Source organism: Acinetobacter radioresistens DSM 6976 = NBRC 102413 = CIP 103788 (assembly GCF_006757745.1).
Lineage (GTDB): Bacteria > Pseudomonadota > Gammaproteobacteria > Pseudomonadales > Moraxellaceae > Acinetobacter > Acinetobacter radioresistens.
In genome coordinates this window covers 2,204,900-2,229,157 of sequence record NZ_AP019740.1, presented here as the reverse complement: position 1 = coordinate 2,229,157, position 24,258 = coordinate 2,204,900, and the positions used below count along the sequence as shown (strand labels likewise).

Annotated in this window: 23 protein-coding genes; 10 read left to right on the top strand and 13 right to left on the bottom strand. The window is 41.2% G+C overall.

Features of this window, described 5'->3' with window-relative positions; translation table 11 throughout:
• Nucleotides 1-8: 8 nt before the first annotated feature.
• On the bottom strand, nucleotides 9-2,411 hold the full coding sequence (locus ACRAD_RS10475) for a glycerophosphodiester phosphodiesterase family protein (RefSeq protein WP_005027292.1): 2,403 nt from the start codon (nucleotides 2,409-2,411) through the stop codon (nucleotides 9-11).
• 305 nt (nucleotides 2,412-2,716) lie between these two features.
• On the opposite strand from ACRAD_RS10475, the gene ACRAD_RS10470 reads away from it, so the two are divergent.
• Together ACRAD_RS10470 and ACRAD_RS10465 are read left to right on the top strand one after the other, a co-directional pair.
• Nucleotides 2,717-3,712 carry an NAD(P)H-quinone oxidoreductase gene (locus ACRAD_RS10470; protein ID WP_005027290.1) on the top strand — a complete coding sequence of 332 codons (996 nt, stop codon included), beginning with the start codon at nucleotides 2,717-2,719 and terminating at the stop codon, nucleotides 3,710-3,712.
• A 167-nt stretch (nucleotides 3,713-3,879) separates the two neighbouring features.
• Nucleotides 3,880-4,386, top strand: a complete 507-nt coding sequence (locus ACRAD_RS10465) for a hypothetical protein (RefSeq protein WP_005027286.1) — start codon at nucleotides 3,880-3,882, stop codon at nucleotides 4,384-4,386.
• 342 nt (nucleotides 4,387-4,728) lie between these two features.
• On the opposite strand, the gene ACRAD_RS10460 is transcribed toward ACRAD_RS10465, so the two are convergent.
• Nucleotides 4,729-6,051 (bottom strand): hemolysin family protein, encoded by a 1,323-nt coding sequence (locus ACRAD_RS10460; RefSeq protein WP_005027283.1) that lies wholly within the window; start codon nucleotides 6,049-6,051, stop codon nucleotides 4,729-4,731.
• A gap of 124 nt (nucleotides 6,052-6,175) precedes the next feature.
• A complete protein-coding gene (locus ACRAD_RS10455; protein ID WP_005019090.1) occupies nucleotides 6,176-7,168 on the bottom strand; it encodes a LysR family transcriptional regulator in 993 nt (330 codons plus the stop codon).
• Between the two features lie 578 nt (nucleotides 7,169-7,746).
• On the opposite strand from ACRAD_RS10455, the gene ACRAD_RS10450 reads away from it, so the two are divergent.
• The gene (locus ACRAD_RS10450) at nucleotides 7,747-9,351 is read left to right on the top strand and encodes an isocitrate lyase (protein ID WP_005027281.1); all 1,605 of its coding nucleotides are present in this window, start codon (nucleotides 7,747-7,749) and stop codon (nucleotides 9,349-9,351) included.
• A 78-nt stretch (nucleotides 9,352-9,429) separates the two neighbouring features.
• Here the strand turns inward: ACRAD_RS10450 and ACRAD_RS10445 are convergent, their stop codons facing one another.
• The gene (locus ACRAD_RS10445; RefSeq protein WP_005027279.1) at nucleotides 9,430-9,927 is read right to left on the bottom strand and encodes a copper resistance protein NlpE; all 498 of its coding nucleotides are present in this window, start codon (nucleotides 9,925-9,927) and stop codon (nucleotides 9,430-9,432) included.
• A gap of 224 nt (nucleotides 9,928-10,151) precedes the next feature.
• Nucleotides 10,152-10,295: a hypothetical protein gene (locus ACRAD_RS16505; protein WP_005019096.1), complete on the bottom strand. Its 144-nt coding sequence runs from the start codon at nucleotides 10,293-10,295 to the stop codon at nucleotides 10,152-10,154.
• 283 nt (nucleotides 10,296-10,578) lie between these two features.
• On the opposite strand from ACRAD_RS16505, the gene ACRAD_RS10440 reads away from it, so the two are divergent.
• Nucleotides 10,579-11,160, top strand: a complete 582-nt coding sequence (locus ACRAD_RS10440; protein ID WP_010699851.1) for a 1-acyl-sn-glycerol-3-phosphate acyltransferase — start codon at nucleotides 10,579-10,581, stop codon at nucleotides 11,158-11,160.
• A gap of 242 nt (nucleotides 11,161-11,402) precedes the next feature.
• On the opposite strand, the gene ACRAD_RS10435 is transcribed toward ACRAD_RS10440, so the two are convergent.
• Both ACRAD_RS10435 and ACRAD_RS10430 read right to left on the bottom strand, forming a co-directional pair.
• Nucleotides 11,403-11,726 carry a hypothetical protein gene (locus tag ACRAD_RS10435; RefSeq protein WP_026055455.1) on the bottom strand — a complete coding sequence of 108 codons (324 nt, stop codon included), beginning with the start codon at nucleotides 11,724-11,726 and terminating at the stop codon, nucleotides 11,403-11,405.
• 143 nt (nucleotides 11,727-11,869) lie between these two features.
• Nucleotides 11,870-12,631, bottom strand: coding sequence for a 3-oxoacyl-ACP reductase (locus tag ACRAD_RS10430; protein ID WP_005027272.1), 762 nt, complete (start codon nucleotides 12,629-12,631; stop codon nucleotides 11,870-11,872).
• Nucleotides 12,632-12,951: 320 nt separating this feature from the next.
• Between ACRAD_RS10430 and ACRAD_RS10420 the strand changes: the two genes are divergently transcribed.
• Nucleotides 12,952-13,188, top strand: coding sequence for a hypothetical protein (locus ACRAD_RS10420; protein ID WP_005027268.1), 237 nt, complete (start codon nucleotides 12,952-12,954; stop codon nucleotides 13,186-13,188).
• 19 nt (nucleotides 13,189-13,207) lie between these two features.
• On the opposite strand, the gene rsmD is transcribed toward ACRAD_RS10420, so the two are convergent.
• Together rsmD and mrdA are read right to left on the bottom strand one after the other, a co-directional pair.
• Nucleotides 13,208-13,759: a 16S rRNA (guanine(966)-N(2))-methyltransferase RsmD gene (gene rsmD, locus ACRAD_RS10415; RefSeq protein WP_005027266.1), complete on the bottom strand. Its 552-nt coding sequence runs from the start codon at nucleotides 13,757-13,759 to the stop codon at nucleotides 13,208-13,210.
• A 2-nt stretch (nucleotides 13,760-13,761) separates the two neighbouring features.
• Nucleotides 13,762-15,774 carry a penicillin-binding protein 2 gene (gene mrdA, locus ACRAD_RS10410; RefSeq protein ID WP_005027265.1) on the bottom strand — a complete coding sequence of 671 codons (2,013 nt, stop codon included), beginning with the start codon at nucleotides 15,772-15,774 and terminating at the stop codon, nucleotides 13,762-13,764.
• A gap of 238 nt (nucleotides 15,775-16,012) precedes the next feature.
• Here mrdA and ACRAD_RS10405 point away from each other — a divergent pair, with 238 nt between their 5' ends.
• The 4 genes from ACRAD_RS10405 to ACRAD_RS10390 all read left to right on the top strand — a co-directional run bounded on the left by ACRAD_RS10405 (nucleotide 16,013) and on the right by ACRAD_RS10390 (nucleotide 18,942).
• Entirely contained in the window at nucleotides 16,013-16,525 is a 513-nt protein-coding gene (locus ACRAD_RS10405; RefSeq protein ID WP_005019112.1) for a hypothetical protein, read from the top strand.
• Between the two features lie 60 nt (nucleotides 16,526-16,585).
• Nucleotides 16,586-17,899 carry a hypothetical protein gene (locus ACRAD_RS10400; protein WP_005019113.1) on the top strand — a complete coding sequence of 438 codons (1,314 nt, stop codon included), beginning with the start codon at nucleotides 16,586-16,588 and terminating at the stop codon, nucleotides 17,897-17,899.
• 106 nt (nucleotides 17,900-18,005) lie between these two features.
• Complete coding sequence (adk, locus tag ACRAD_RS10395) at nucleotides 18,006-18,665, top strand: adenylate kinase (protein WP_005019114.1); 660 nt, start codon at nucleotides 18,006-18,008, stop codon at nucleotides 18,663-18,665.
• Between the two features lie 91 nt (nucleotides 18,666-18,756).
• Nucleotides 18,757-18,942 carry a hypothetical protein gene (locus tag ACRAD_RS10390; protein ID WP_005019115.1) on the top strand — a complete coding sequence of 62 codons (186 nt, stop codon included), beginning with the start codon at nucleotides 18,757-18,759 and terminating at the stop codon, nucleotides 18,940-18,942.
• Between the two features lie 7 nt (nucleotides 18,943-18,949).
• On the opposite strand, the gene nth is transcribed toward ACRAD_RS10390, so the two are convergent.
• Both nth and ACRAD_RS10380 read right to left on the bottom strand, forming a co-directional pair.
• A complete protein-coding gene (nth, locus tag ACRAD_RS10385; protein WP_005019116.1) occupies nucleotides 18,950-19,666 on the bottom strand; it encodes an endonuclease III in 717 nt (238 codons plus the stop codon).
• Entirely contained in the window at nucleotides 19,663-20,463 is an 801-nt protein-coding gene (locus ACRAD_RS10380) for an RnfABCDGE type electron transport complex subunit B (protein ID WP_005019117.1), read from the bottom strand. The genes nth and ACRAD_RS10380 overlap by 4 nt, the downstream gene beginning before the upstream one ends.
• A 335-nt stretch (nucleotides 20,464-20,798) precedes the next feature.
• Between ACRAD_RS10380 and gdhA the strand changes: the two genes are divergently transcribed.
• Nucleotides 20,799-22,142, top strand: a complete 1,344-nt coding sequence (gdhA, locus tag ACRAD_RS10375; protein WP_005027261.1) for an NADP-specific glutamate dehydrogenase — start codon at nucleotides 20,799-20,801, stop codon at nucleotides 22,140-22,142.
• Between the two features lie 67 nt (nucleotides 22,143-22,209).
• Here gdhA and ACRAD_RS10370 read toward each other — a convergent pair whose 3' ends face one another.
• Both ACRAD_RS10370 and ACRAD_RS10365 read right to left on the bottom strand, forming a co-directional pair.
• The gene (locus ACRAD_RS10370; RefSeq protein ID WP_005027260.1) at nucleotides 22,210-23,313 is read right to left on the bottom strand and encodes an META and DUF4377 domain-containing protein; all 1,104 of its coding nucleotides are present in this window, start codon (nucleotides 23,311-23,313) and stop codon (nucleotides 22,210-22,212) included.
• 158 nt (nucleotides 23,314-23,471) lie between these two features.
• Nucleotides 23,472-24,248, bottom strand: a complete 777-nt coding sequence (locus ACRAD_RS10365) for a dioxygenase family protein (RefSeq protein WP_005027257.1) — start codon at nucleotides 24,246-24,248, stop codon at nucleotides 23,472-23,474.
• Nucleotides 24,249-24,258 lie beyond the last annotated feature (10 nt).

The following is a 24,258-nucleotide window of genomic DNA, read 5'->3' as shown; positions in this document are numbered from 1 at the left end:
AAAAAAGATTATTGAACATTTACCTGTACAGGTGGCGCATAAATTGTATATTGACTGGTTGTGTCAATATTATAGGTATAGCTCGGCATAACGTAAGCTGTCCCTTTCTCAGAGAAACTCAGTTGCCCTTGCGCATTCTGGCTGTATTTTCCGGAAGTAGGTAATAGCAGCATTTGACTCAGAGTAACATTGCTAACTTGGCCTTTCTGCGTAATCTTTTCACCCTGAATACTGACAGGCTTGCCAATACTGGCATTAACCTGAGCAGGGACTTTGAGTTTTACCACAAAGTCTGATGCATCATGAGCGTAATCAGTGGTTAAACCATGAGTTCCTGCAATATACATCCGGTTGAAATCGGCCTTATTTGTACGGAAAGTCCATGGCCAGAATGTTACACCCCGGTGTTTGGCCATGTTCATTAAATTGGTAGACAACCCATTATAGGATGGATTGAAGGTAGAGGAATACTGCTGCGTTGCATCTAGGATACGACGTGTATTGACTATATCGCTTTCTGCGGTAGGAGTGTTGGTTAGAAAACCGGTAGACACACCCGGTAAAATATTTTTCATCTTTAAAAGTTGAGGCCCATTAAAACTGATCACCACGACTTGATCATAAACATCATGTTTATCTAACAAAGCTTTTAATGCAGGTACAATTTCTGGTTTGGAACTCTTGATTTCAATAAAATGCATCACATTCTTATGAGTTTTTAAAGCGTCCAGAAATTCCTCTAAAGTAGGTACAGTACGGTTATAGCCTAGTGTACGAAGCTGACGTACTTCAGCTAATGTCATATCTTCAATATTACGGTCTACCCCAGTTGTCCGTTTCGCTGACCCATCATGCATAATGACAATATGACCGTCAGTAGTCAGATAGATATCGTTTTCAACTGCATCTGCTCCTACTTCAACGGCCTTTAATGCACCTTCTAGAGTATTTTCATCATCAAGTGCCGGTATACCACGGTGACCGGTAATAAGCGGTTTGCGAAGCAGAGTATTTGGCTTCATACTTTTCATGATGTTCTGAAATACATCAGGAGAGGTAGCAATAATTCCATTAACCCCACTTGTAAGAATCCTGGCAGCCTTTACCGGATCAGTAGTGGTGCTATAAGCCCACGGTGTAAGCAATAACCGTTGTAAATGGCTAACAGTGATATCATTCACAAGCTGCTCAGGTAAAATTATAATTTTTGCCAAAGCCGTATTGGTGTTATGAGTAATAGTGACAATATCTTTTACGCTATTGGTCAGGTTTAGCTGTTTTGAATAATCCAGTGCAGTCCGTACTGTGGGCAGGCTGATACGGGCTTTACGTAGTAGCTCGACGTTGTCTGAACTTAACGTAATGTCTGCAATATCAACTGAATCTGAAAATACCTTTAAACGTTCAATTGTTGACTCGTTTTTAATGTTGAACAGGGGGATGGTGTTACGTTTAGGATCACTCAAATAATCTTTTAGAGAAGTGATTTTTTTATTGGATGCATCAAGAATATTTAACTGATCGTCCAGCTGATAATAGACTTGGCTTACAGCATTTGAAATCACTCCTTGAGTTGAGGCGGGTTGAATCAAAGTGGGTGCCATAGAAACCGGCAAGCTCTGCTCGGCTATAGGCGTAACTTTATTTGATTCAGGCAAGGCATCCAACTGTTGGGTAACCCTGATACTATCTACCCGCATCAAGAGACCCGCAGTTGAGAGTCCTATTCCGCCCTGGTTCAGGTTGTAAGGTAAAGTGGTATCGTGAATCAGATTATTATCCAGATAATGGCGTACCCGGTTGCCGGATACGACTACCGTGGCTTTATAGGTTTTATTACCTTCAATATTTTCTTTATAGGCCCCTTTTTGTAAAACATTCCATGCATTGGTAGGCTGTCGTAATGCCAGTTCTACACCACTTGCTCCAGTTGCCTCGGCACGGATTGCAAACTGGTAATAAGGTGTAAATGCCGGTTCACTTAAAGCATCAGCTGCACGATACATAATACTGCCCCAGCGGGTAGCATTATTTTTTTCGGGGTAGCTAAACTCAATATCGATCCGATAGTCGCGTAATTTCTGCAATTCTTCAGGCAAGATAACCGAAGTCATCTGGGTATCATTAGCCCGGCCATCAATAAATAGGCTGCCATTTTCTATATAAACTTTTCCCGCATTTGCTTTAGGGGCAATCCAGCCTGCCGGAAGTGCGGACAGCTGGTCAAAAGTTTCATCAATGTAAATTTTGGGTTGTGGTACTTCTTCACTTGGGTCGGTGGGAGTTGGAGCTGGAGGAGTCACTACTGGCGTATCATTCGAGCCGTTATTTCCACTTGAGTCGTGATCATCATTACAGGCGACAAGGCCCAGAACCAGCAAGATAGTAAAGCTCAACTTGGCAAATTTCATGAGTAACCTCAGTTTTAGTTATAGTTCGGGCCAGAAGGCTAGAGCACTAAAATGACAAGTAGATGGATTCAGCAGTTATTTAAAAAATTCTTACATATTAAAGTTTTATTAATTTCATATGGATGAGACACAAGTATGCTGATAGCTAATGTTTTATGCGGGGAATATAAATAAGTGGAGTGAAAACCGGTAATCTGCCGGTTGCTGTTTAAATGTGTGCATAAATCCGGCTAAGCTTCATTGTGGCAAATTTATATGTTCAAATAGCAGCTAGAAACTTGAACAGTAACAGATAGGGAAAGATCATGTCACAGCAAACCACCATGCAACAGGTCATTATTACTGAACCGGGCGGCCCAGAAAAGCTGGCCTATGAAAGTGTTGCTATTCCAGTACCAAAAGCTGATGAAGTTTTAGTCAAGGTTCATGCTTTCGGAATTAACCGGCCAGATATCCTGCAACGTCAGGGACTTTATCCGATGCCTGCAGGGGTCACTCCGGTTCCTGGTCTGGAAGTGGCTGGTGTGGTCGAAGCAGTAGGTAAAGACGTAACTCAATTTAAAGTAGGTGATCCGGTCTGTGGACTCACCAATGGTGGTGGCTATGCCGAATATTGTGTAGTACCTGAAACCCAGACCCTGATGGTTCCAGAAGGAGTCAGCCTAGTTCAGGCTGCTGCTATTCCAGAAACATTTTTTACGGTTTGGGCTAACCTGTTTCAGATGGGTAAAGCCAAAGCAGGAGAAACTGTACTGATTCATGGTGGCACCAGTGGTATTGGTACTACAGCTTTAATGTTATGTAAGGCACTAGGCATTAAAACTTTCGCCACAGTCGGCAGTGATGAAAAAGTTGCAGCAATTGCGCATCTGACAGATGCGATTAATTATAAAACCCAAGACTTTGAAAGCTACATTACTGAGAAGACTGACAAGAGCGGTATAGACGTGATACTGGATATTGTTGGGGCACCCTATCTTGAACGTAACTTGAACCTGCTGCGTAAAGATGGTCGTTTGGTTTATCTGGCCTTTTTAGGTGGACGTAAAGCCAAAGAAATAAACCTTGGCCATATTATGATGAAACGTCTGACTATTACTGGTTCGACCATGCGTGCACGCAATACTGCAGAAAAACACACCATTGCTGAAGGTCTAAAACAGCATGTCTGGCCTTTATTGGCAAAAGGTGAGTGTTTGCCAATGATTTATCAGACCTTTAAGTTCGATCAGATACAAGATGCTCATGCAGCAATGGATACGGGCGAACATGTAGGCAAAGTTGTAGTAGAAATACTCTAATCTGTATTTCTGTTATTAAAAAGCCGCCCGTTAGGCGGTTTTTTCTCACCATGAAATTTAAAATAGAGAGAAACATGAATTTAAATACGGTCCCATATCTAAAATCACATTTTCAGAAGTCATTTTATGTCAAAATAAGCGTTTAGTATATTGTCCAAGGACTTTCCATGACTGAACACTCTTCCGAACAGCTTAGCGATATTGAAAAACTGGATATTCTAAATGCCATGAAAAATGATGCCTTAGATATACAGGCAAAAGAAATCATTCGTTCCGGTGGCAAGGCTGGACGTCAGGAAAGTCATCGGAATGCTCTGATTGCACTGAATCAGGCTTTTGAAAATAATTTTGTTGAAGCGGTAACCCTTGCACTAAACCTAAATGAGGCCCAGGCCAAAAAAATTCGCTATAAGAAAGACCGTATTCGTATTCTTAAAGCACACGGAATCGATTATATGGCAATTGATGGGGCACAAACTGCTCAGGTATTGGCACAAGTAGCTCAGGCAATTACCCGTGAAGAAGCAGTGGTGACTCATGACCTGCATAATATCTTTCCATTCTGGAAAGAAGGCTGGCCAATGGTACAGTTTGACAATGCCTATAAAATCTTATCAGAAGATATCCAGATTCATTATGAGGCAGTACTCGATACTTTGCTGAATCTGCAATAAATCATTTCATGTAAAAAGAGCCAGCTGGCTCTTTTTTAATGTCCTTATGAATATGATTTTATAATTATTTATAATTTATAAAAACTGCATAATTAAATCGGCCAGTTAACTGAAAATCATATACTTCCAGTTAATTGCTTTAAGGCGGTTAAGCCAATTTGCCAACTGCTTAAGTTTATAGCTATATGATGTCAACTAAGCTCAAGAAAAATGAGCTAGCAAGCCGTAAAGCTTAAATAATTTCTCTTTATCTAATCATTTGTGCCACACGTTAGATGGCAGAAAAAATTAGAGAAATATAGGGGATAAGTCTCCTGTTATTTTTATTCCTATAAAATTCTCTTATTCCTGCTCTGTAGAAGGCGTAGCATTTGGTTCCAGCATACGGGTCACTAGAAGCTGGTCTATTTTGAAATGGTCAACATCCACGACTTCGAACTTGTAGTTGGTATAAATTACTACATCGGCAGGGCGTGGAATCTTGCGGAGCTGGTACATCATAAAACCAGCTAAGGTTTCATAGTTGTCTTCATCCGGCATTTCATCAATTTCGAGGGCATGTTTCAAATCTTCGATGGGGGTACTGCCATCAATTAACCAGGAATTATTATCCCGTTTAATGATTTGCTGTTCTTCTTCAAGTGGCGTCACCCAATCCCCCATAACAGTAATCATAATATCACTTAAAGTAATTACCCCGACCACCAAAGCATATTCATTAATAACAACTGCAAACTTTTCTTTGGTTGAACGAAAACGGTCAAGCAGTTCAGAAAGCGTTAGCGAATCTGGTATGGTCAATACAGTACGTATGGTATTTTCATTGAGTTGAAGCAGGGACTGGTTATTTAAAATTCGTACCAATATATCTTTGGCGTCTACATAGCCAATTACTTCATCGATATGTTCATTACAAACCAGAAATTTTGAATAGGGATACTCTCCCAATTTCTGACGAATGCTGGCCTCGGACTCTTTTAAAGTAAAGTACACTACATTTTCGCGGGTGGTCATACTTGAGGGTACGTTACGTTCTTCTAGCTCAAAAACATTTTCAATAAAATGATGTTCCTGTTTTTGCAGGACACCCGCCTGTGCACCTGCATCCATTACGGCAGAAATATCATCAAAAGTAATATTATCTTCCCTGGTGGTATTTACCTTAAATAGCCGAAACAAAGTATTGGCAATTGCATTAATGAACCAAGCCAAAGGTTTACAGACCTTGATAAAAATCTGTATAGGATTAATCACCGAAACAGCAATTTTCTCAGGCGCAATCATGGCCAGACGTTTTGGCATAAGATCTGCGAACAGAATAAAAAGTGAAGTTACCAGCGTAAAGGAAAGAGCAAAACCTATCGTTTCTGTCCAGGGCCCTTCATAAAAACGGTCAATCAGATTTACAAAATAAGGGCGGAAAGCAGCCTCACCTAAAATACCACCTAAAATTGCTACCGCATTTAGACCAATTTGAGAAGCTGCGAAGAAGTCTGCCGACTGCTCTTGTAACATTAAAACTTTAGTTGCCCGCTCGTCTCCGGATTCTGCCAGAATCTTGAGCTTGACCCGACGAGCGCCAGCCAGTGCAATTTCAGTTAATGAGAGAAAACCTGCACCAATGATCAGGAGAATAATGATGACAATATTTTGAAAAAGGCTCACAAGACACCTGTGTGATTCATCGTTATTATGAAATTGTTTTAACACAAAAAAGGCTTAAGGAATAAGAATTCTCCTTAAGCCTTAGAGTATAAACCGAAAAATAGAAAATAAAGAAATTTACTCTCTAGTAATGAGGTGATAATTGTGAATTATTCATCAGAAATTCTCGGTTTTCATCTTCAATCATCTGACGGGCTACATATAAAATTAACTGACGTAACCAGCGATGGGCAGGGTGATGATGCAAAAGCGGGCACCATGCCATCTTCAGCTCAAACTCAGGAATATAAAATGGCGGATCTTTAATAATCAGATTTTGGCTTTTCGCCTGTAGACGTGCGATACGTGTTGGTAATGTCGCAATCAGATCAACATTTGCAGCCAAGAGCGCCGGCATCTGGTAATGCCGGGTAAAAACTGAAATCTTGCGTTTCTGGCCAATACGTTCTAAAGCTTGATCAATCCAGCCCAGTCCGGCCTGTTTCTCAGGATTCACCCCAAAACCAACGCCCATACCTGTTTTAGACACCCAGATATGCTGGGCATCCAGATAACTTTTCAGGTTCAGATTGTTCATGGCGGGATGCTTGTTATTCAGCAGACAAGAATAACTGTCACGCCACACCAGTACCTGATGAAAACTCTGTGGAATCTCATTAAAACGGTTAATGGCCAAGTCAACTTTACCTTGCTCCATATCACGGTAAGACACATCGCTTGGTGTTAAGAAGTCCAGCACAACATTAGGTGCTTCTGAGCGCAAGGCCTTGACCAGACGTGGTACCAAGGTTGCTTCAGCATAATCTGAAGTCATAATGCGAAATACGCGATTAGACGTATAAGGACGAAATTCGGTACGTGGCTCCAGAATCATGGAAAGATCAGCCAGCGCATCACGAATACGCGGCTGTAACTCTAAAGCACGTTCAGTCGGGGTCATACCCTCAGATGAACGGATCAGCAGTGGATCATTGAACAGGTTACGTAAACGACGTAAAATATTACTCATGGCGGGCTGGGTTACCCCGAGTTGTTCTGCTGCACGAGTTACATTTTTTTCGCGAAGAAGGACATCAAGATAAATTAGTAGATTCAGGTCTACCCGCTCAAGATTCATAAAATAAATACCGAAAATAAAAATGTTAAATCATATTGAATTATGCCACAGTTAAATATATTTGTGCTAAAAGCACTGAAAAATTCAGATAAATAATCTGAATAAGTTTAAAAGGTATTGATCAGTAAAAATCCAATTTTATTGATTAGAATAATTATTTAACTTTAAATGGAGTAAAAATTTAAAAGTTCAATCTATATACAAATGTATTTTTATAAAAAACCTTGAATGATAATTTTTTCTCTTAATTTGTAAGCCCTACTTGGAACTATAAAAGCACTCAACTTAAGTCTAACAAACAAAAAAATGGCTAAATATTAAACATTAAAAGTCAAATCTTATTTAAAATAATTTAATAAAAACAATGGTGTAATATATTGAAACATAATTATAATACGACTTTGATCTAGGTATTTTCTAAAAAAATATTGAAAATCAATGGAGAATATTGGATTAATTTTTTTATCACCACTAAGCTGTGTTCATCGTAACGAAGTGTTCTAAATCTAAACAAATTATACCGAGTATGATTTAGTGCCTCGATTGATGAACTCCTAAAATGAATACAGGAAAATATCATGACTACATATCAAACAGCGATAGATGCAGTACGTGAATTAAAAGCTAAATTTGGCGACACTTGGCGTGATATCAGCCCAGAAGATGCTGCTCGTATGCAACTACAAAACCGTTTCAAAACCGGTTTAGATATTGCTAAATATACAGCTGCTATTATGCGTCGTGATATGGCTGCTTATGATGCTGACTCTAGCAAATATACTCAATCTTTGGGTTGCTGGCACGGTTTCATCGCACAACAAAAAATGATTGCGAACAAAAAATACTTCGGTACAACTGAACGTCGCTATATCTACCTTTCTGGTTGGATGGTTGCTGCACTTCGTTCAGAGTTCGGTCCACTTCCTGACCAGTCTATGCATGAAAAAACTTCTGTTCCTGCATTGATCGAAGAAATCTATACGTTCTTGCGTCAAGCCGATGCGAAAGAACTGAATGATCTGTTCCGTGCTTTAAATAAAGCTAAAGAAGCGGGTGATTCTGCAAAAGTTGCTGAAATTACTAGCCAGATTGATAACTTCGAAACTCATGTTGTACCAATTATTGCTGACATCGATGCTGGTTTTGGTAATGAAGAAGCAACTTACCTGCTTGCCAAGAAAATGATCGAAGCGGGTGCTTGCGCACTTCAAATCGAAAACCAGGTTTCTGACGCGAAACAATGTGGTCACCAGGCTGGTAAAGTAACAGTTCCACATGAAGACTTTATTGCGAAAATTCACGCGCTTCGTTATGCATTCCTGGAAATGGGTCTTGAAGACGGTATCATCGTTGCACGTACTGACTCTGAAGGCGCTGACCTGACTCAAAAAATCCCAGTGGTTAAAGAGCCAGGCGACATCGCTTCTCAATACATCAGCTACCTGGATACAACTGAAATTGATATCTCTGAAGCTCAAGAAGATGAAATCCTGATTAAACGTGATGGTAAATTACACCGTCCTAAACGTTTGGCATCTGGTCTGTACCAGTTCCGTGAAGGTACTCAAATCGACCGCGTTGTACTTGACTGTGTAACCAGCCTGCAAAACGGTGCTGACTTGCTGTGGATCGAGACTGCAACACCAAACGTTGAAGAAATTGCACACATGGTTAACCGTGTGAAAGAAGTTGTTCCAAATGCGAAGCTTGTTTATAACAACTCTCCATCGTTCAACTGGACTTTAAACTTCCGTCAACAAGCTTACGACCGTTGGGTTGCTGAAGGTAAGGACGTTTCTGCATATGATCGCGCTAAATTGATGAGCGCTGAGTATGACGATTCTGAACTGGCTGCCGAAGCTGATGCGAAAATCCGTACCTTCCAGGCAGATGCTTCTCGTGAAGCAGGTGTATTCCATCACTTGATCACATTGCCGACTTATCATACAGCTGCGCTCTCTACTCATGAGCTGGCTCAAGGTTACTTCGGTTCTGAAGGCATGTTGGCTTATGTTGCTGGTGTACAGCGCAAAGAAATCCGTGGTGGCATCGCTTGTGTGAAACACCAAGCAATGGCGGGTTCTGATATCGGTGATGATCATAAAGAAATTTTCGCTGGTGATAACGCGCTTAAAGCGGGCGACGATGCGAAAAACACAATGAACCAGTTTGCTAACCACTAAGGTTTAAGCTGATTCAAAAAAACCCCGCTTCTGCGGGGTTTTTATTTGGTCGACGTTAAAGAACTAAAATAAATTTTTTTAAAATTCTTTCTTCAAGGTGTAATTCAGCTTGCTATCTATTTTTTCACCAGTAATGCGATCGCGCAATTCAGCAAAGCTTTCACCAATAAAATATTTACGCTGATCACCAGCCTGATCCAGTACAACTAGAGAAGGGTTAGCAGCATCAAAATGGAACAGCCCACGTACCTTAAATTTATTATTTGGCCCTTTACCTAAATATTCTTCTGTTAATTCATAGGTTTTATCGGCATGCAATTCCAGCTCTGTTTTAATGCCTTCGCAGTCAGCACAAGGTAATATACCTTCATATTCACCTTCCCAGTCGAGTGAGTTTTCAACATTATGGGCGCTATCCGCCATTTGAGCTTTACGAGAAGTCGATGGAGTAGGCGTCATTACAGTAGTAGCATGTCGGTCATTATCCTTTTCAGAATGTTGAGTAGCCTGCTCATTTGTACTACAGGCCGTAAAGAAAATAGATGAGATCGCAAAAATACAGATAGTCTTTTTCATTATTCCCTCTTGGCAGTTCGTGAATAAATAATTTATATAGATAAATTGATATAAGTAGTTTAATAGAGTAAGTATTTCGACTTATAGGTCATCATTAGAAATTACTACAACACTGTAAATAAAATGCTACTAAAATAGTTACAGGCCAAAACTGGCCTGTCTTTAACTAATTTGGTTATGTTGGAATGATCTGGTCAACTAGAAGTTAGAAGCTTGGTACAAAGTTATTTCTGCTTTTGAGGAATTCCTTTATCAATTTCTTTCTGCTGTTGTTCTTTCTGTTGTTCTTCTTTTTCAGAGAATTTTTCATGAGTATTGTCCGTATGCTGAACATGGGGATTATCATTCGCAGCATTTGGTGTAGTCATAAGAATTACCTCTAACATGGCTATTTTATAGATTCAATATAGAAGTATTAAGTCTGTGTCACGAGTAGAGATCTGTATTTAAGTGTTAAACAATGTTAGGTCTAAAATAACGCTATTTTATTTCGCAAATTATTCTTATATTAGTCTTGGATCAGATAAAAATTAAATTTATACATATATATATTAATTGCATGTATTTTGATCAAATTTAGATTGAATCTCCCTCTTTTATACAGAATAAATTGTTAGAATCTGCCTCCTTTTAGAAAGTGGGTAAGCTTGAGTGTTAAGAAAAATTGCAGAATATAGCTTGGGCCTGATGGGGTGGGAAACAGATAATCAATGGCCACAAGGTCTTGAACAGTGTGTAATGATTGCTGCGCCGCATACCAGTAATTGGGATGCTGTTTATGCCCGGCTGGCCTTAAAAGTTTTAGGGGTTAATGTACGTATTACTATTAAAGACAGTTATATGAAGTTTCCTCTAGGACCGTTTGTTCGTGCTATGGGCGGTATTGGAATTGACCGCAGTCCAAAAAAAGAAGGACAAGCCCGGGCAAGTATGGTGCAGCTGATGGCTGACCTGTTTAAAGAACATCCTCATCTGGTAATGCTGGTAACACCAGAAGGCACACGAGCCAAGCAAGAAAACTGGAAAACTGGTTTTTATCATATTGCAATGACTGCCGGTGTTCCAATTGCGCTTGCTTATATGGACTATCAAAAGAAACGGGCAGGAGTCGGTAAAATCATTTACCCGACTGGAAATTATGAGCAGGATATGCAGGAAATTATGCAGTTTTATGCCAATATCGAGCCTAAATTTCCAGAAAAGTTCAGTGTTGATGTACGTTATCTAAATTGATTTTGCTTACTTTTTCCTGAATATAGAAAACAGACTCAAGTCTGTTTTCTATAAAATATATCTTAATGGTAGTCCTAATGGCTTGTTCTAGCATAATAAAACGAGTTTACTAGGTTGAAGAGTGATTATGTTGTTTCAGCGCCAAGTATAAGCAGCAGAGAACTTAACAATAATAGAATCCGTTATTTTTTAATAGGCGCGTGATATTAAGTCTTAAAACCTTAATTATAAATTCTCCCACTTTATTCATCTGGACTAATTCCCCCTAACGATTCGCAAGCCGCCTTATAAAGTTGATATTGTTGTGCTACAACTTCATCAAGAGGCATATCGAGCTCTGCTTCTCCATCCTTATAATTTTCTATATAGCTTCTTACTTTGGCTTTAGTGGCTCCAAGAGACTGCTGGTGATAAGTATTAATATCGCTGTGAGTAATCTGAGTACTTTCAATATTATTGCATTCAAACTGGCTGAACAGCTTCTCTGCTCGTTTAAGCTCAGCGGATGAGCCAAATGAACAGCCAGTCAAAAGGATTAGGCTGGAAAATAATGCTAAAATTTTCATTACTTTTTCATGCAGCATAAAAAGGGCGGTATTGTAACGACTTCCTGTTTATACTGCTGTTGAGAGCAGTAAAATTTTCTGGATTTTATGTCTGCTTGTTGAATAAATCAGCAGTATTCCTAAATTTATTAAACAGAGTCGTCTTATCCTTTAACTAATCCACCATCTACAATCAGATTCTGGCCCGTCACTGCACGTGCAAATGGGGACAAAAACATTAAAATGGCATCTGCAAATTCTTGAGGTGTAACCACCCTTCGTAGTGGTGTAGAGGCTGCAATAAGTTGAAAGACTTCATCTGGTGTGGCTCGGCTGGCGTCTGTAGCTTGTAACAGGCCGCCAGAAAGCATATTTACATTAATACCATATGGCCCTAAATCATGTGAAGCAGTGCGAGTAAAGGCTAATAATGCAGCTTTTGCAGTAGTATAGTCATGATAGGGGACTACCGGATTCTGAACCAGATTAGTACCAATATTGATAATACGACCAAAATGTTCGGCTTTCATATCAGTAAATGCAGCTTGCGTAGTATTTAGTGCGGCCTTCACTGCACCTTCAAACTGGTTTTGTATTGTCTGCCAGCTTAGCTCTTCTATTTTGGGACGCGCATCCCCATTAAACTGGAATTGAACCAAGGCATTATTGATGACCGAGTTAACTGCCTGCCCGAAATGCTGTTTAGCAGCTTTAAACATGGCCTGTACCTGAGAAGAATTGGTCACATCAGCCTGATAAATAAAAATCTGTTCTGGAAAATCTTGTTGTAACTGTCGTGCTGTTTCATGACTGCTCATATAGTTAACTACTACACGGGCTCCCTGACTCACTAATGCTTGAGTGATCGCTATGCCTAAACCACGGGCTCCTCCCGTCACCAGTACTACCTGTTCTTGAATATTCATATAACTTTGTCCTGTAACTTTTTAGTTAAAATAGCAATTTATGGGTAAAAGATAAAAATGAAAGCTATTTTAAACCCTGTTGAAATCGCATTCGGCCTGTAATGGGCTGATATACGCCATTGTAATTCTTCTTTTAAATTAGAAGTTGGAAATAATATTTTAAATATCTGTAATTTAATATAAAAATAAATAATGAACAAAAAGTGAAGAAAGTTTGCAGAGCTTAAAGAGACTGAAAGATTCGGCAACATTGTATTGGCTAATTCTTCATAAAACCCTTTCATACTCATTTTTTATTAATAAGTAATTCAGGAGGTAAGATGAAGCAGCTGTTCTTACTATGGTTAACCATGGCGGTATTCAGTGGAGCTGTTGCGGCGCATATGAATGATTATCCGGAACAGTCTGTAAAATCTTCTTCACCGGTGTACCATTTTAATTTACAGGCTGGAAACAGCCGGATGACTGAAGATGTTAAAAATGGCCGGCCACGACCTAATCTTATCCAGTCTGGTCGGGGGAGCCGTTTACAGGGAAACCGTAACCTACGGCCATAACAATAGAACTAGGTCTACGTTATTTACTCTGTTTCTGGTAAAGACCGGCTCTTACTGTGCCAGCCCTAGTTTGCTTAAGCAGTTGCCAGTTCACAGGCAACTGGAGCCGCTGTAACTCCCGATCTGCTTCTACATAAATATAAGCCTGATCTTTAATGAGTGGATCAGCTAGCTCAGCAAGTTCCTGCCACAAGTCCAAGCTATAGGGAGGGTCTAAAAACACTACATCAAAGCTTTGTTGAAGTGTAGGTAAAACCTGTTGTGCAGTCGCAATCTTGAGCTGGCTGTTTTCAGCTTTTAACAGCTGACGGTTTTGCTGAAGGAAGCTGGCCTGTATAGTGTTGGGTTCAATCATAACAACTGAAGCAGCACCGCGTGATAAAGCCTCAAAAGCAAGTGCACCGGAACCTGCACAGATATCTAGAACATGGACATTCTGGATTTCCCACATGAGCCAGTTAAACAGCGTTTCACGTACCCGGTCTGGGGTAGGCCGTAAGCCTTCAATACTGGCAAATGGCAGTTGACGCCGTTTCCATTCACCACCAATAATGCGGAGCTGGTTTTTCATCTTTAATCACTCTCTACATTTTGTACGCGGCTGACCGTATTGGATTGAACAACAGGCTGGTTTGTACCGGATGCTGTTTCAGGTGAAGGGAGGCCTGTAGTACCACTAGGTAGCTCTGCCGGTTTAATACCGGCAGTCATCAAGCCACCGCTGATCTGGTGTGCACTTGGGCGGATCGGATTTTTCTCTTTTTTGACCAGCCAGTAATCGAAAATGGGGCGGGCGAGCTGTGCAGCGGAACCACCATGACGGCCATTTTGCCAAACTACCGCAATGGCAATTTCAGGATTTTCAGCAGGTGCAAATCCTACAAATAAGCCATGATCAAGCTGGCGTTCAGTAAGCAAGGATTCATTATAACGCTTGCCTTGTGCAATACTTTTAACCTGTGCTGTCCCTGTTTTTCCGGCAATGTGATAAGACAGGCCACTACGGATTCCTTTACCTGTACCGGTTTGAATTACATCCACCATGGCCTCACGCATCTTGATCCAGTCTTCAGGTGTTCCATTAAACTGGATTTTTCCATTGGTGCCGTTATGCACATGGTAAGTTTTGGTCCCGCGGGTCTCACGTAAAACATGAGGCGTTACCCGGGAGCCCTGATTGGCCGTAATAGCTGTGGCAAGAGCCAGTTGTAGGGGAGAGGCAGTAAATGCACCTTGGCCAATACTGACTGAAATTGTTTCACCTTTAAGCCATTTTGCTTTACGGGTACGCATTTTCCATTCAGGATTAGGATACAGACCTTCGCTTTCGCTAGGCAGATCTACGCCAGTTTTTTCACCAAAACCAAACTGACGCATCCAGGCATTCATTTTCTCAATACCCATACGGTAAGAAAGCACATAAAAGTAAGTATCGCATGATACATTTTGAGCTTTATGCAAATTTACCATGCCATGACCAGTTTTTTTATGGTCACGGAAACGGTGGCTGTCACCGGGCAAAGTAAAGTAACCTGGATCAGAAATAGCAGTATTCCAGTCGACATAACCATAATGAATACCACCTAATCCAAACATGGGTTTGATGGTTGAACCTGGAGGATAAGCTCCCTGTACGGCACGATTATATAAAGGCTGGTCCAGATTATCACGGAGACCGCTATAGTCTGTATGGCTGATACCAGTTACAAATAAATTCGGATTAAAGCTGGGACTGGAAACCAGCGCCAGAATTTCACCAGTACGAGGATCAAGGGCAACAATGGCGCCACGACGGCCAGCCAGCTGTTCTGTGGCAACCACTTGCAGGCCATAATCAATAGAGAGGTAAAGGTCATTACCACGAACCGGGTCTTTACGTCCCAAATTGCGTAACACATTACCATGTGCATCTGCCTCAACTGACTCGTTCCCAGGAATACCATGCAGCAGTTCTTCATAGGACTTTTCAACACCAATTTTTCCAATCAGGTTGGTGCCGGCATACAGATCTTTATCAATTTTCTTAAGTTCTTTATCATTAATCCGGCCCACATAACCAATAACATGGGCAAATAGGTCACCATGTGGATAATAACGAGTCATCTGGGTTTCAATATTGACTCCCGGAAACTGATATTTTAATTCGCTAAACTTGGCAATATCTGTCTCGGTCAGATTCATTTTGATTGCCACACGTTCAGTTTTTCTGGAAGCTTTGATTCGGCTTTCAAAACGGGCAATATCTTCAGGAGTCAGACTTAAAACTGGAGTAAGACGCGCCAGCGTAGCCTCAATATCTTCGATATCTGCACGGCTCATGGTCGCTGAAAATACCGGATAATTATCAGCCAGAAGAATACCGTTTCGGTCATATATATAGCCGCGGGCAGGTGCAATCGGTTGCAGGCGAATACGGTTTTTATCTGAAGCTGTACTGAACTCGTCATAATGCGCAATCTGCAAATATGCGTAATGTCCTGCGAGTAAAAGTAAAAAGAACGCCACAATACCCATTGTGATGAAAATGCGGCTACGATAAATCCGCTTTTCCTGCTGTTCATTTTTAAGGGGGAAATGCTGCTTCATACGGCGTACTTTGACCAAACGTACAGGGAGAACAAATGACCGGCTATTTTAGCCTATCATCATTTGGAATGATCAGTTATTTTTAAATAAAGTAAAAAATAAATAAGCTGCCCATTCTTTGACTTTATAGACAGCAAAATTCTAAAGTGCTGTATATAACAAGCATATTAATTCTGTTAAAGTCAGGAGTTAGGCCAGCTGGACTGCTGTTGTTTTTACAGGGAAAATGGAGAAAATAATGAGAAAAATCTATCCCTTACTGGCACTCTTTGTGCTGGTGAATGCTGCCCATGCCCAAAATTTACTTCAGGCCAAGCTGGGAGCAGGGGACGCTGCTAGCTGGAATGTAGGCGCAGGGATAACCCAGGAGCTTCTTCATCTAAATGCTGAATGGGTTAATCAATATGGTATTGCTTACACTAAAGCTGGTGTTTTTCTGGACGATGATAATCCGTTTGGTGCCCAAGTTGGCTTCCGTTATCCATATTATTTCACCGGAGAAGCTAAAAACGGTTACTATATCGGTGCCTATCTGGGACATCTCGACAGTCAATTTAACAATAACGAGTACAAGTCTCGTTTAGGTGCTGGTATAGATTTAGCATATGTCTGGCTCAGTCCTGAACGGATCAGTACTTTAAGTGTCGGACTGGGAGCGGCAGAAAAGTTTAAGAACCAGGCGGGTGAAGTAACTGCCGATACTGAACCTCAACTACAATTTTCTTACACCCTGAGTTTTGGCCTGAAGTAAAAATAGCGAACTTGATAACGTGAATAATTTAGCGAATAGAAATAAATACGAGAGTCATGCATGTTAGAGTACGTCAGTGAACTGTGGCAAACCTTTTCAAATCGACCTGATTTTTGGGCCGTGCTCAGCATTATTCCTGTCACAGCTTTTGTTACTTGGGCCCATGTCTGGATGGCACTGAAAATGGTGTTTTATCCAATCAATTTCTGGGGCTTTTACTTAGGTCCTATTCCAATTGGCTGGCAAGGAATTGTGCCGCGTAAAGCTGGCCGTATTTCGGGCATTATCACTGACAATACCTTATCTAAACTTGGGTCGCTTCAAGAGTTTCTCGAGGCAATGGACCCAGCCGATATGGCACGTATTATTGGTGAGCAGGTTGGTTTTGAACTGGAACACCTGATTGATGAGGTTATGCTGGACCGTAATGCTGTGCTCTGGGAAAATCTGCCTTATTCAATTAAACGCCGTATTTACGCACAGGCCCATAAGCAGCTTCCGGTTGTTCTGCATGACCTGGTCACTGAGCTTACCCTCAATGTAGAATCTCTAGTCAATATGCGTGAGATGGTGGTTCGCCAGATGGAAGGTGACCGTTTGCTCATGGTTCGCATGTTTCTGAAAGTTGGCCAGAAAGAGATTAACTTTATCTGGCATATTAGTGCCCTGATTGGTATGTTTTTTGGTATCTTCCAGATGATTGTCTGGTTTGTAGTGCCTTGGCACTGGACAGTTCCTTTCTGGGCATCCATCTGGGGGTTCCTGACCAACTGGATTGCAATCTGGATGGTGTTTAACCCGGTAGAGCCACATTACATTCGCTATCCACAGTTATTCCGTTTAACTAAAGACCGTAAATTCCCGTGGATTGTACCTGTCTTGCGTATAGGCCGTTATAATATGCAAGGCGCTTTTATGAAGCGTCAGGATGAGGTCTCTGATGTATTTGCAAGAGTAGTGACTGAAGACCTCATTACTTTAAAATCGATTATGACCGAAATGATGTACGGTACCCGTAGAGAGAAAACCCGTCGTATTGTAAAACGTCATATTAATGAAATTATGGAAACTCCGCTGGTTCGGACATCGTTACAGCTGTCTTTAGGGCCAAAAGAATACGCAAGACTCAAGACAGACTTGATCGATCGCTCAATTGAAATTACGATGGTGCCTGTGTGTGACCCGGCATTCAATGCGAGCCGTGCACAGAAGATCTATCAAATGTTTAGAGACCGTATTCGCGAATTGACGCCTAAAGAATTCCAGAACCTGTTACGCCCTGCGTTTCAGGAAGATGAGTGGATTCTGATTGTATTGGGCGGTGTAACCGGATTTTTCGCTGGTTTAATACATTTGTTTGTCGCCTTTTTATAATTGTTGATGGCTTCCTTCTTATAAAGAGTCGCCACAAGAAATGACAATTACAACGCTAGTTATTATGTAAATGTCGAATACATTGTTAAAATGAGGATGTTTTTTTATGCGCATTATCTTACTCGGACCACCTGGAGCAGGCAAAGGCACTCAGGCTCAGTTGATCTGTAAGCGCTACAATATCCCACAAATTTCAACCGGTGATATGCTCCGTGCTGCAATTCGTGAAGGTACTGAATTAGGTCTTAAAGCTAAAAGTGTGATGGATGCTGGTGGTCTGGTGTCTGATGAGCTGATCATCGGACTAGTTAAAGAACGCATTGCTCAGCCAGATTGTGAAAATGGTTGTATCTTTGACGGCTTTCCTCGTACCATTCCGCAAGCTGAAGCGCTGGAAAAAGAAGGCATAGCCATCGATCATGTCATTGAAATCGATGTGCCGGACGAAGAAATTGTAAAACGTCTTTCTGGTCGTCGTCAGCATCCTGCCTCTGGCCGTGTATACCACATCGTCTATAACCCGCCTAAGGTAGAAGGTAAGGATGATGAAACTGGTGAAGATCTGGTACAGCGTCCGGATGATCTTGAAGAAACTATTCGTAAGCGTTTAGGTTCATATCATACTGAAACTGAGCAGCTGGTAGGTTTTTATCAAGGCCGTGCCGCCTCTGGTGAAAATGCGCCAACTTATAATAAATTAAATGGCTTGCGTGCTATTGATGAAGTTCAGACTGAACTGTTTGCTATTTTAGACCAGACCAAATAAAACTCGGGTAAGCTCGAGATTCTTTTGACTTTAAAAGGGTCCTAAGCCATATTAGGGCTCTTTTATTTTATGCAGAGCAGAGGATGGATCAATGCTGAAAATTGGCTTGATTATCTTGGTCATTGTTTTTTTTATTATCTTGCTGGCCTTACTTTATCAAAGTCAAAAAATGTTACGTGCTGTAGAAAAGCAGGAAGCTCAGGAAAAAGCCAACAGACCAGCGCCTAAACGTCGACTGCATCCTAAACTTCAGGCACAGCAAAAGCAGAAGAAATAAAAATATCTTACTTATCTGAAAGTTGTGGAATTAATGTGGTGATGGCCTGTTCTGCGCCCAAGGCATAACGGTCCGGCCAGTTACATACATCGGCCACCACACATTCAAAACATTTTGGCTTACGTGCTATGCAGGTGTAACGACCGTGTAAAATCAGCCAGTGATGTGCATCAACTATAAATTCTTTCGGTATTACTTTTAATAGCTGCTGCTCGACTTCTAGTACGTTCTTACCTGGTGCGAGGCCAGTCCGGTTACCTACTCGAAAAATATGAGTATCTACAGCCATAGTCGGCTGCCCAAATGCGGTATTGAGTACTACATTGGCTGTCTTACGGCCTACACCAGGCAAAGCTTCAAGCTCTGCACGAGTTTCTGGAACTTGGCCATTATGCTGTTCAATCAGAATTTTACAGGCTTTAATCACATTTTCTGCTTTGGCATTATAAAGGCCAATTGTCTTGATATAGGCTTTTAAACCCTCGACACCTAAGGCATAGATGGCCTCCGGAGTATTAGCCACAGGAAAAAGTTTGTCGGTTGCTTTATTTACACTTACATCCGTAGCCTGAGCCGAAAGTGTAACTGCAACCAGTAGCTCAAAAGGGCTAGAAAACCTGAGTTCGGTGGTAGGGTGAGGGCGCTGCTGGCGTAAACGCTCAAAAAAAGTATAAACCTGTTTTTTATTCATTTTTTTTACAGGTTTGCTGGTTACTGTACTCATTTTGACGATTCCTGTAGAGCCTGTAACTGCCGGTTTAATTCTATTAGCTGTGTCTGTTTTTGTGCATCTTCACGTACAGAGAGCTGTTTTTCCAGTTTTTTAATCTGTGTACGTATTTTGGCGAGTTCAATTGTTGTCTGTGCACTTACCGTGTTCTGAACAGATATATCTTTCTGTTTTACTTCAATCGCTGGAACTGCATCAGTCTGCTGGGAGAAGCGTGCAAACAGTTCGCTGTCGATCTCCGCACGTACAACAGGACCTTTCCGATACATCCGTCGAGTTTCCTCACGTTGGATATGCGCATAATAACGGCGGCGTAAATCGTTCTGCTCCTGAATCCGTAAATCTTCTGTAGGCAAGGGCTGAACATCTTCAATCAGGTCGATACAGTCAACCGGGCAGGGGGGAATACACAATTCACAGCCAGTACACAGGTCAGTCAATACAGTATGCATGAGCTTACCACTGCCTATAATGGCATCCACTGGGCAAGCACTAATACATTTGGTACAACCAATACATTCATCTTCACGAATTACTGCTTTCATGCGTTGCGGACGTCCATCCGCCTGAATTGGCCAGACACTTTCTTCAGCTTTTAGTGCTCCACGATCGAGCAGTTTTGCCAAAGCATCTGCTACCGGCTGCCCCCCAGGAATGCATTTATTGGCGGCTTCACCTTCAGCAATAGCCTGCGCATAAGGCAGGCATCCATCACGATGCCCACATAGTCCGCATTGGGTTTGTGGTAGAAGGGCATCAATTTGGCGAATCATGGAAATGGTTGAATTCATGGTCAAATCATAAGTGCACAGCAAAAAACAGGAAAAGCAGAAAAATGCCTGATCAGAAATAGTATTTTAACATATCTCAGCGCTATAATTTGCCGAGTTTCACTGTAATGTTTCAGTAAATGGGTAATATTGACAAGTGATTAACTGATCAGAATTATGATTAAAAGTGATATAATTCATAAAAAAAAGTAATTTAATTATCATTTTAATTAAACTTTTTTTAAAAAAGTCTTGTGCTAGCAGTGTAAACGATATTTAATAATTTGCGCCAAAATATATCACTTTGAGTAAATTTTTGCACAATTTTGAATCACCTTTCTGCAGAGGACTAAGCGTTGAAATATAACAGCCTTAACGACTTCTTAGACTACGTCAAAGCACGTGATCCACATCAACCAGAGTTTTTACAAGCTGTAGAAGAGGTGATGACCAGTTTATGGCCTTTTATTGAAAAGAACCCAAGTTATGCAGAACATGGCCTGCTTGAGCGTTTAGTCGAACCAGAACGTGCAATCCAGTTTCGTGTTTCCTGGGTAGATGACCAAGGTCAAACTCAGGTTAACCGTGCATTTCGAGTACAATATAATTCGGCAATTGGGCCATTCAAAGGTGGAATGCGCTTCCATCCTTCTGTAAACCTTTCTATTCTTAAGTTTCTTGGTTTCGAGCAAACTTTTAAAAATGCATTGACCACATTACCAATGGGTGGTGGTAAGGGCGGTTCTGATTTTGACCCTAAAGGTAAGTCAGAAGGTGAAATCATGCGTTTTTGCCAAGCATTAATGATCGAGCTTTATCGTCATTTAGGCTCAAATACCGATATTCCTGCGGGGGATATTGGAGTAGGCGGTCGCGAAGTTGGCTACATGGCCGGCATGATGAAAAAACTCAGCAATGACACTTCATCTGTATTCACGGGTAAAGGTCTGTCATTTGGTGGCAGTCTGGCCCGTCCCGAGGCTACCGGTTACGGTACTGTATATTTTGCAGAAGAAATGCTTAAAACCCGTAACGAGGTTTTTCAGGGTAAAGTGGTTGCAATCTCGGCTTCTGGTAATGTTGCCCAATATGCTGCAGACAAGGCTATGTTCTTGGGTGCTAAAGTAGTATCCCTGTCTGATTCAAACGGTACTGTCTACGTAAAAGATGGCTTTACTGATGAATTACTTGCAGAGGTCATGGAACTTAAAAATGTGAAGCGTGGCCGTATGTCAGAATTCGCTTCCAAGCATGGATTTGAATATCTTGAAGGTAAACGTCCTTGGGGAATTAAATGCGACATCGCACTACCATGTGCTACACAAAATGAACTCGATGGTGATGATGCACGTCAACTGTTAGCCAATGGAGTGATGTGTGTGGCCGAAGGTGCCAACATGCCTTCTACCCTTGAAGCAGTAGAAGAGTTTGTTAAAGCAAAAATTCTTTATGCACCAGGCAAGGCATCAAATGCAGGCGGCGTGGCTACCTCAGGTTTAGAGATGTCTCAGAATGCACTGCGTTTAGGCTGGAGCTTTGAAGAGGTGGATGAGCGTCTGCATGCGATCATGAAAGAGATTCACCGCAACTGTGTAAAATATGGTACCCAGGAAGATGGTACTGTCAATTATGTAGATGGTGCTAACATTGCTGGTTTCGTAAAAGTTGCTGATGCCATGCTGGCACAGGGCGTATACTAAGTTTTTCTAAAATTACTTATAAAAAACCGATGCATTGGCATCGGTTTTTTATTATTTAGATATAAACTTAAGGCTTTTTAATAGTTTCCTGTTCTACAGTCATATCATGCACATACGCATATTTTGATTGATCGGCAGCAACATTTTTACGTTCATAGCGCTTTACCCGTACGATGACTCGCTGATTAGGTTCATGCTTAAAACCTTCAATATGATCATAAAATAGTGTCCAATCTTTATCGACCTGTGTTTTTATACCTTTATCATCATATTTGATTTCACGCACTTGCAGGCAGGTTTGTGGTGCAACTCCTGTACATGACTTGGTTTCAGGTGCTATTTCTAGAAAAATAGTTTCACCTTGAGACTGATATTGAGCTTCAGGGGTCATGTTACCCTTAAATGTATAACTTTGACCTTGGGTATCTTTCAAGATCAGGGTGGGCTGTTCAGGGTTCGCCAGATTGAGTTCAAAAGGAATACTGCGTTTTTGAAATAGGGAACTGGAGAACTGCTCCTGTTTCATTAATACCGGATCACATGCCATCTGTGTTGAAACTAAGTCACCAGTCAATAGCTGACCATTTTCAATTTTCCAGCTTGTACCCTGACGGTTACATCCGGTATCAATTCCAATCCGGTCATTGGAAAAATTCAACAGGATAGGTTCTTTGGAACCTTCCGGTTGATAGGTCCAGTTATAAGAAGTTAAAGCACTATGTTCAAGCATTTTACTACCTTTAAACACGTGCTTTTGTCCCTTTGTATCTGTAATGGTTAAAATGGCCTGACCATTCGCTAAGCTAATATCAAAATTTGAACGTGCTTCATTGAAGATACTGCTAGAGAGCTGTTCCTGTTTCATTAAGTCTGACTGGCAGGCCATCATGGTTGAAATCAGATGAGAAGTTACCAATTTACCTTCTTCAATTTTCCAGCTGCCGCCTTGTCCGTTACAGCCAGTCTGTATAGATAACTGATGATTATCTATAAAATTGATGACTAGAGGTTTAGAAGCTTGAGAATTCTGGTAAGTCCAGCTATAGGCAGAGAGCTGCTGCTCAGTATCGGCTTGTTGTGAGACATGTGGCTGCTTTTGATGCGGCTGAATAGATTGGCAAGCCATTAAAGAAAAAGGAAGCAGGGCAAGAAACAAATATTTCAATTTCATTTTAAATCTTTTGTTACAACTAAATTAGAGCATAGCTTAAGGCATCGTTCAGCTCATAAAAACCGGACTGGTTAGGTTTTTAGTTTTAAAACGTATTGTTTTGTAACTTCAAATGAGGGTTTCAAATGAAGTTTTTCTAATCATAGTGAATATTTGTACTAATCAAACCTGTAAATATCCATTCCTAGAGCCCCCATAGAAAAACTGCTATGAACCAAACTGAATCTTGAGCCAGTACCCATAGCAAAGAAAAGGGGAGCTAAATGCTCAAGAGTGGGATGATTCCGTGCAATATAAGGCAAATGTTGCCATTCAAGTACTTCATCATAACTGCTATGGCTAAGTTTACTCACCACATGGTTGCGAAAAGTCGAAGCCCATTCAGGTACTTCAGACGTATTACCGTGCCAGTTTAACTCGGCCAGATTATGAGTAATGTTACCTGAACCAATCAATAAAATTTGTCGTTCACGTAGAGGCGCCAGCACCTGCCCAATTTGATAAATCTCATCAGCACTCATGCCCATAGGCAGCGAAATCTCGATTACCGGAATTTCTGCTTCGGGATACATGTGCAATAAAGGCATCCAGACACCATGGTCACGCGGGCGGATATTGTTTGCATGTGCCTGTATCTGTGCTTCAGCAAACAGATGCAAAATTTCTTCGGCCAGTTCCGGGTTACCCGGAGCACGATAGTGAATTTCATAAAGCTCGGCTGGAAAGCCACGAAAATCATGCCAGGTTTCGGGACGCGTTGCTATACTCACTTCCAGGGCCTGACTTTCCCAGTGAGCCGACATTACAATAATAGCTTCCGGTTTAGGCAGGTTAATGCTCAAACGTTCTAAGGCAGGTCCCACCTGTTCCGGATCAAGAGCGAGCATGGGAGAACCATGCGAAATAAATAAACCGGGGAGAGTCTGTAAATTCATGAGCGCCTGA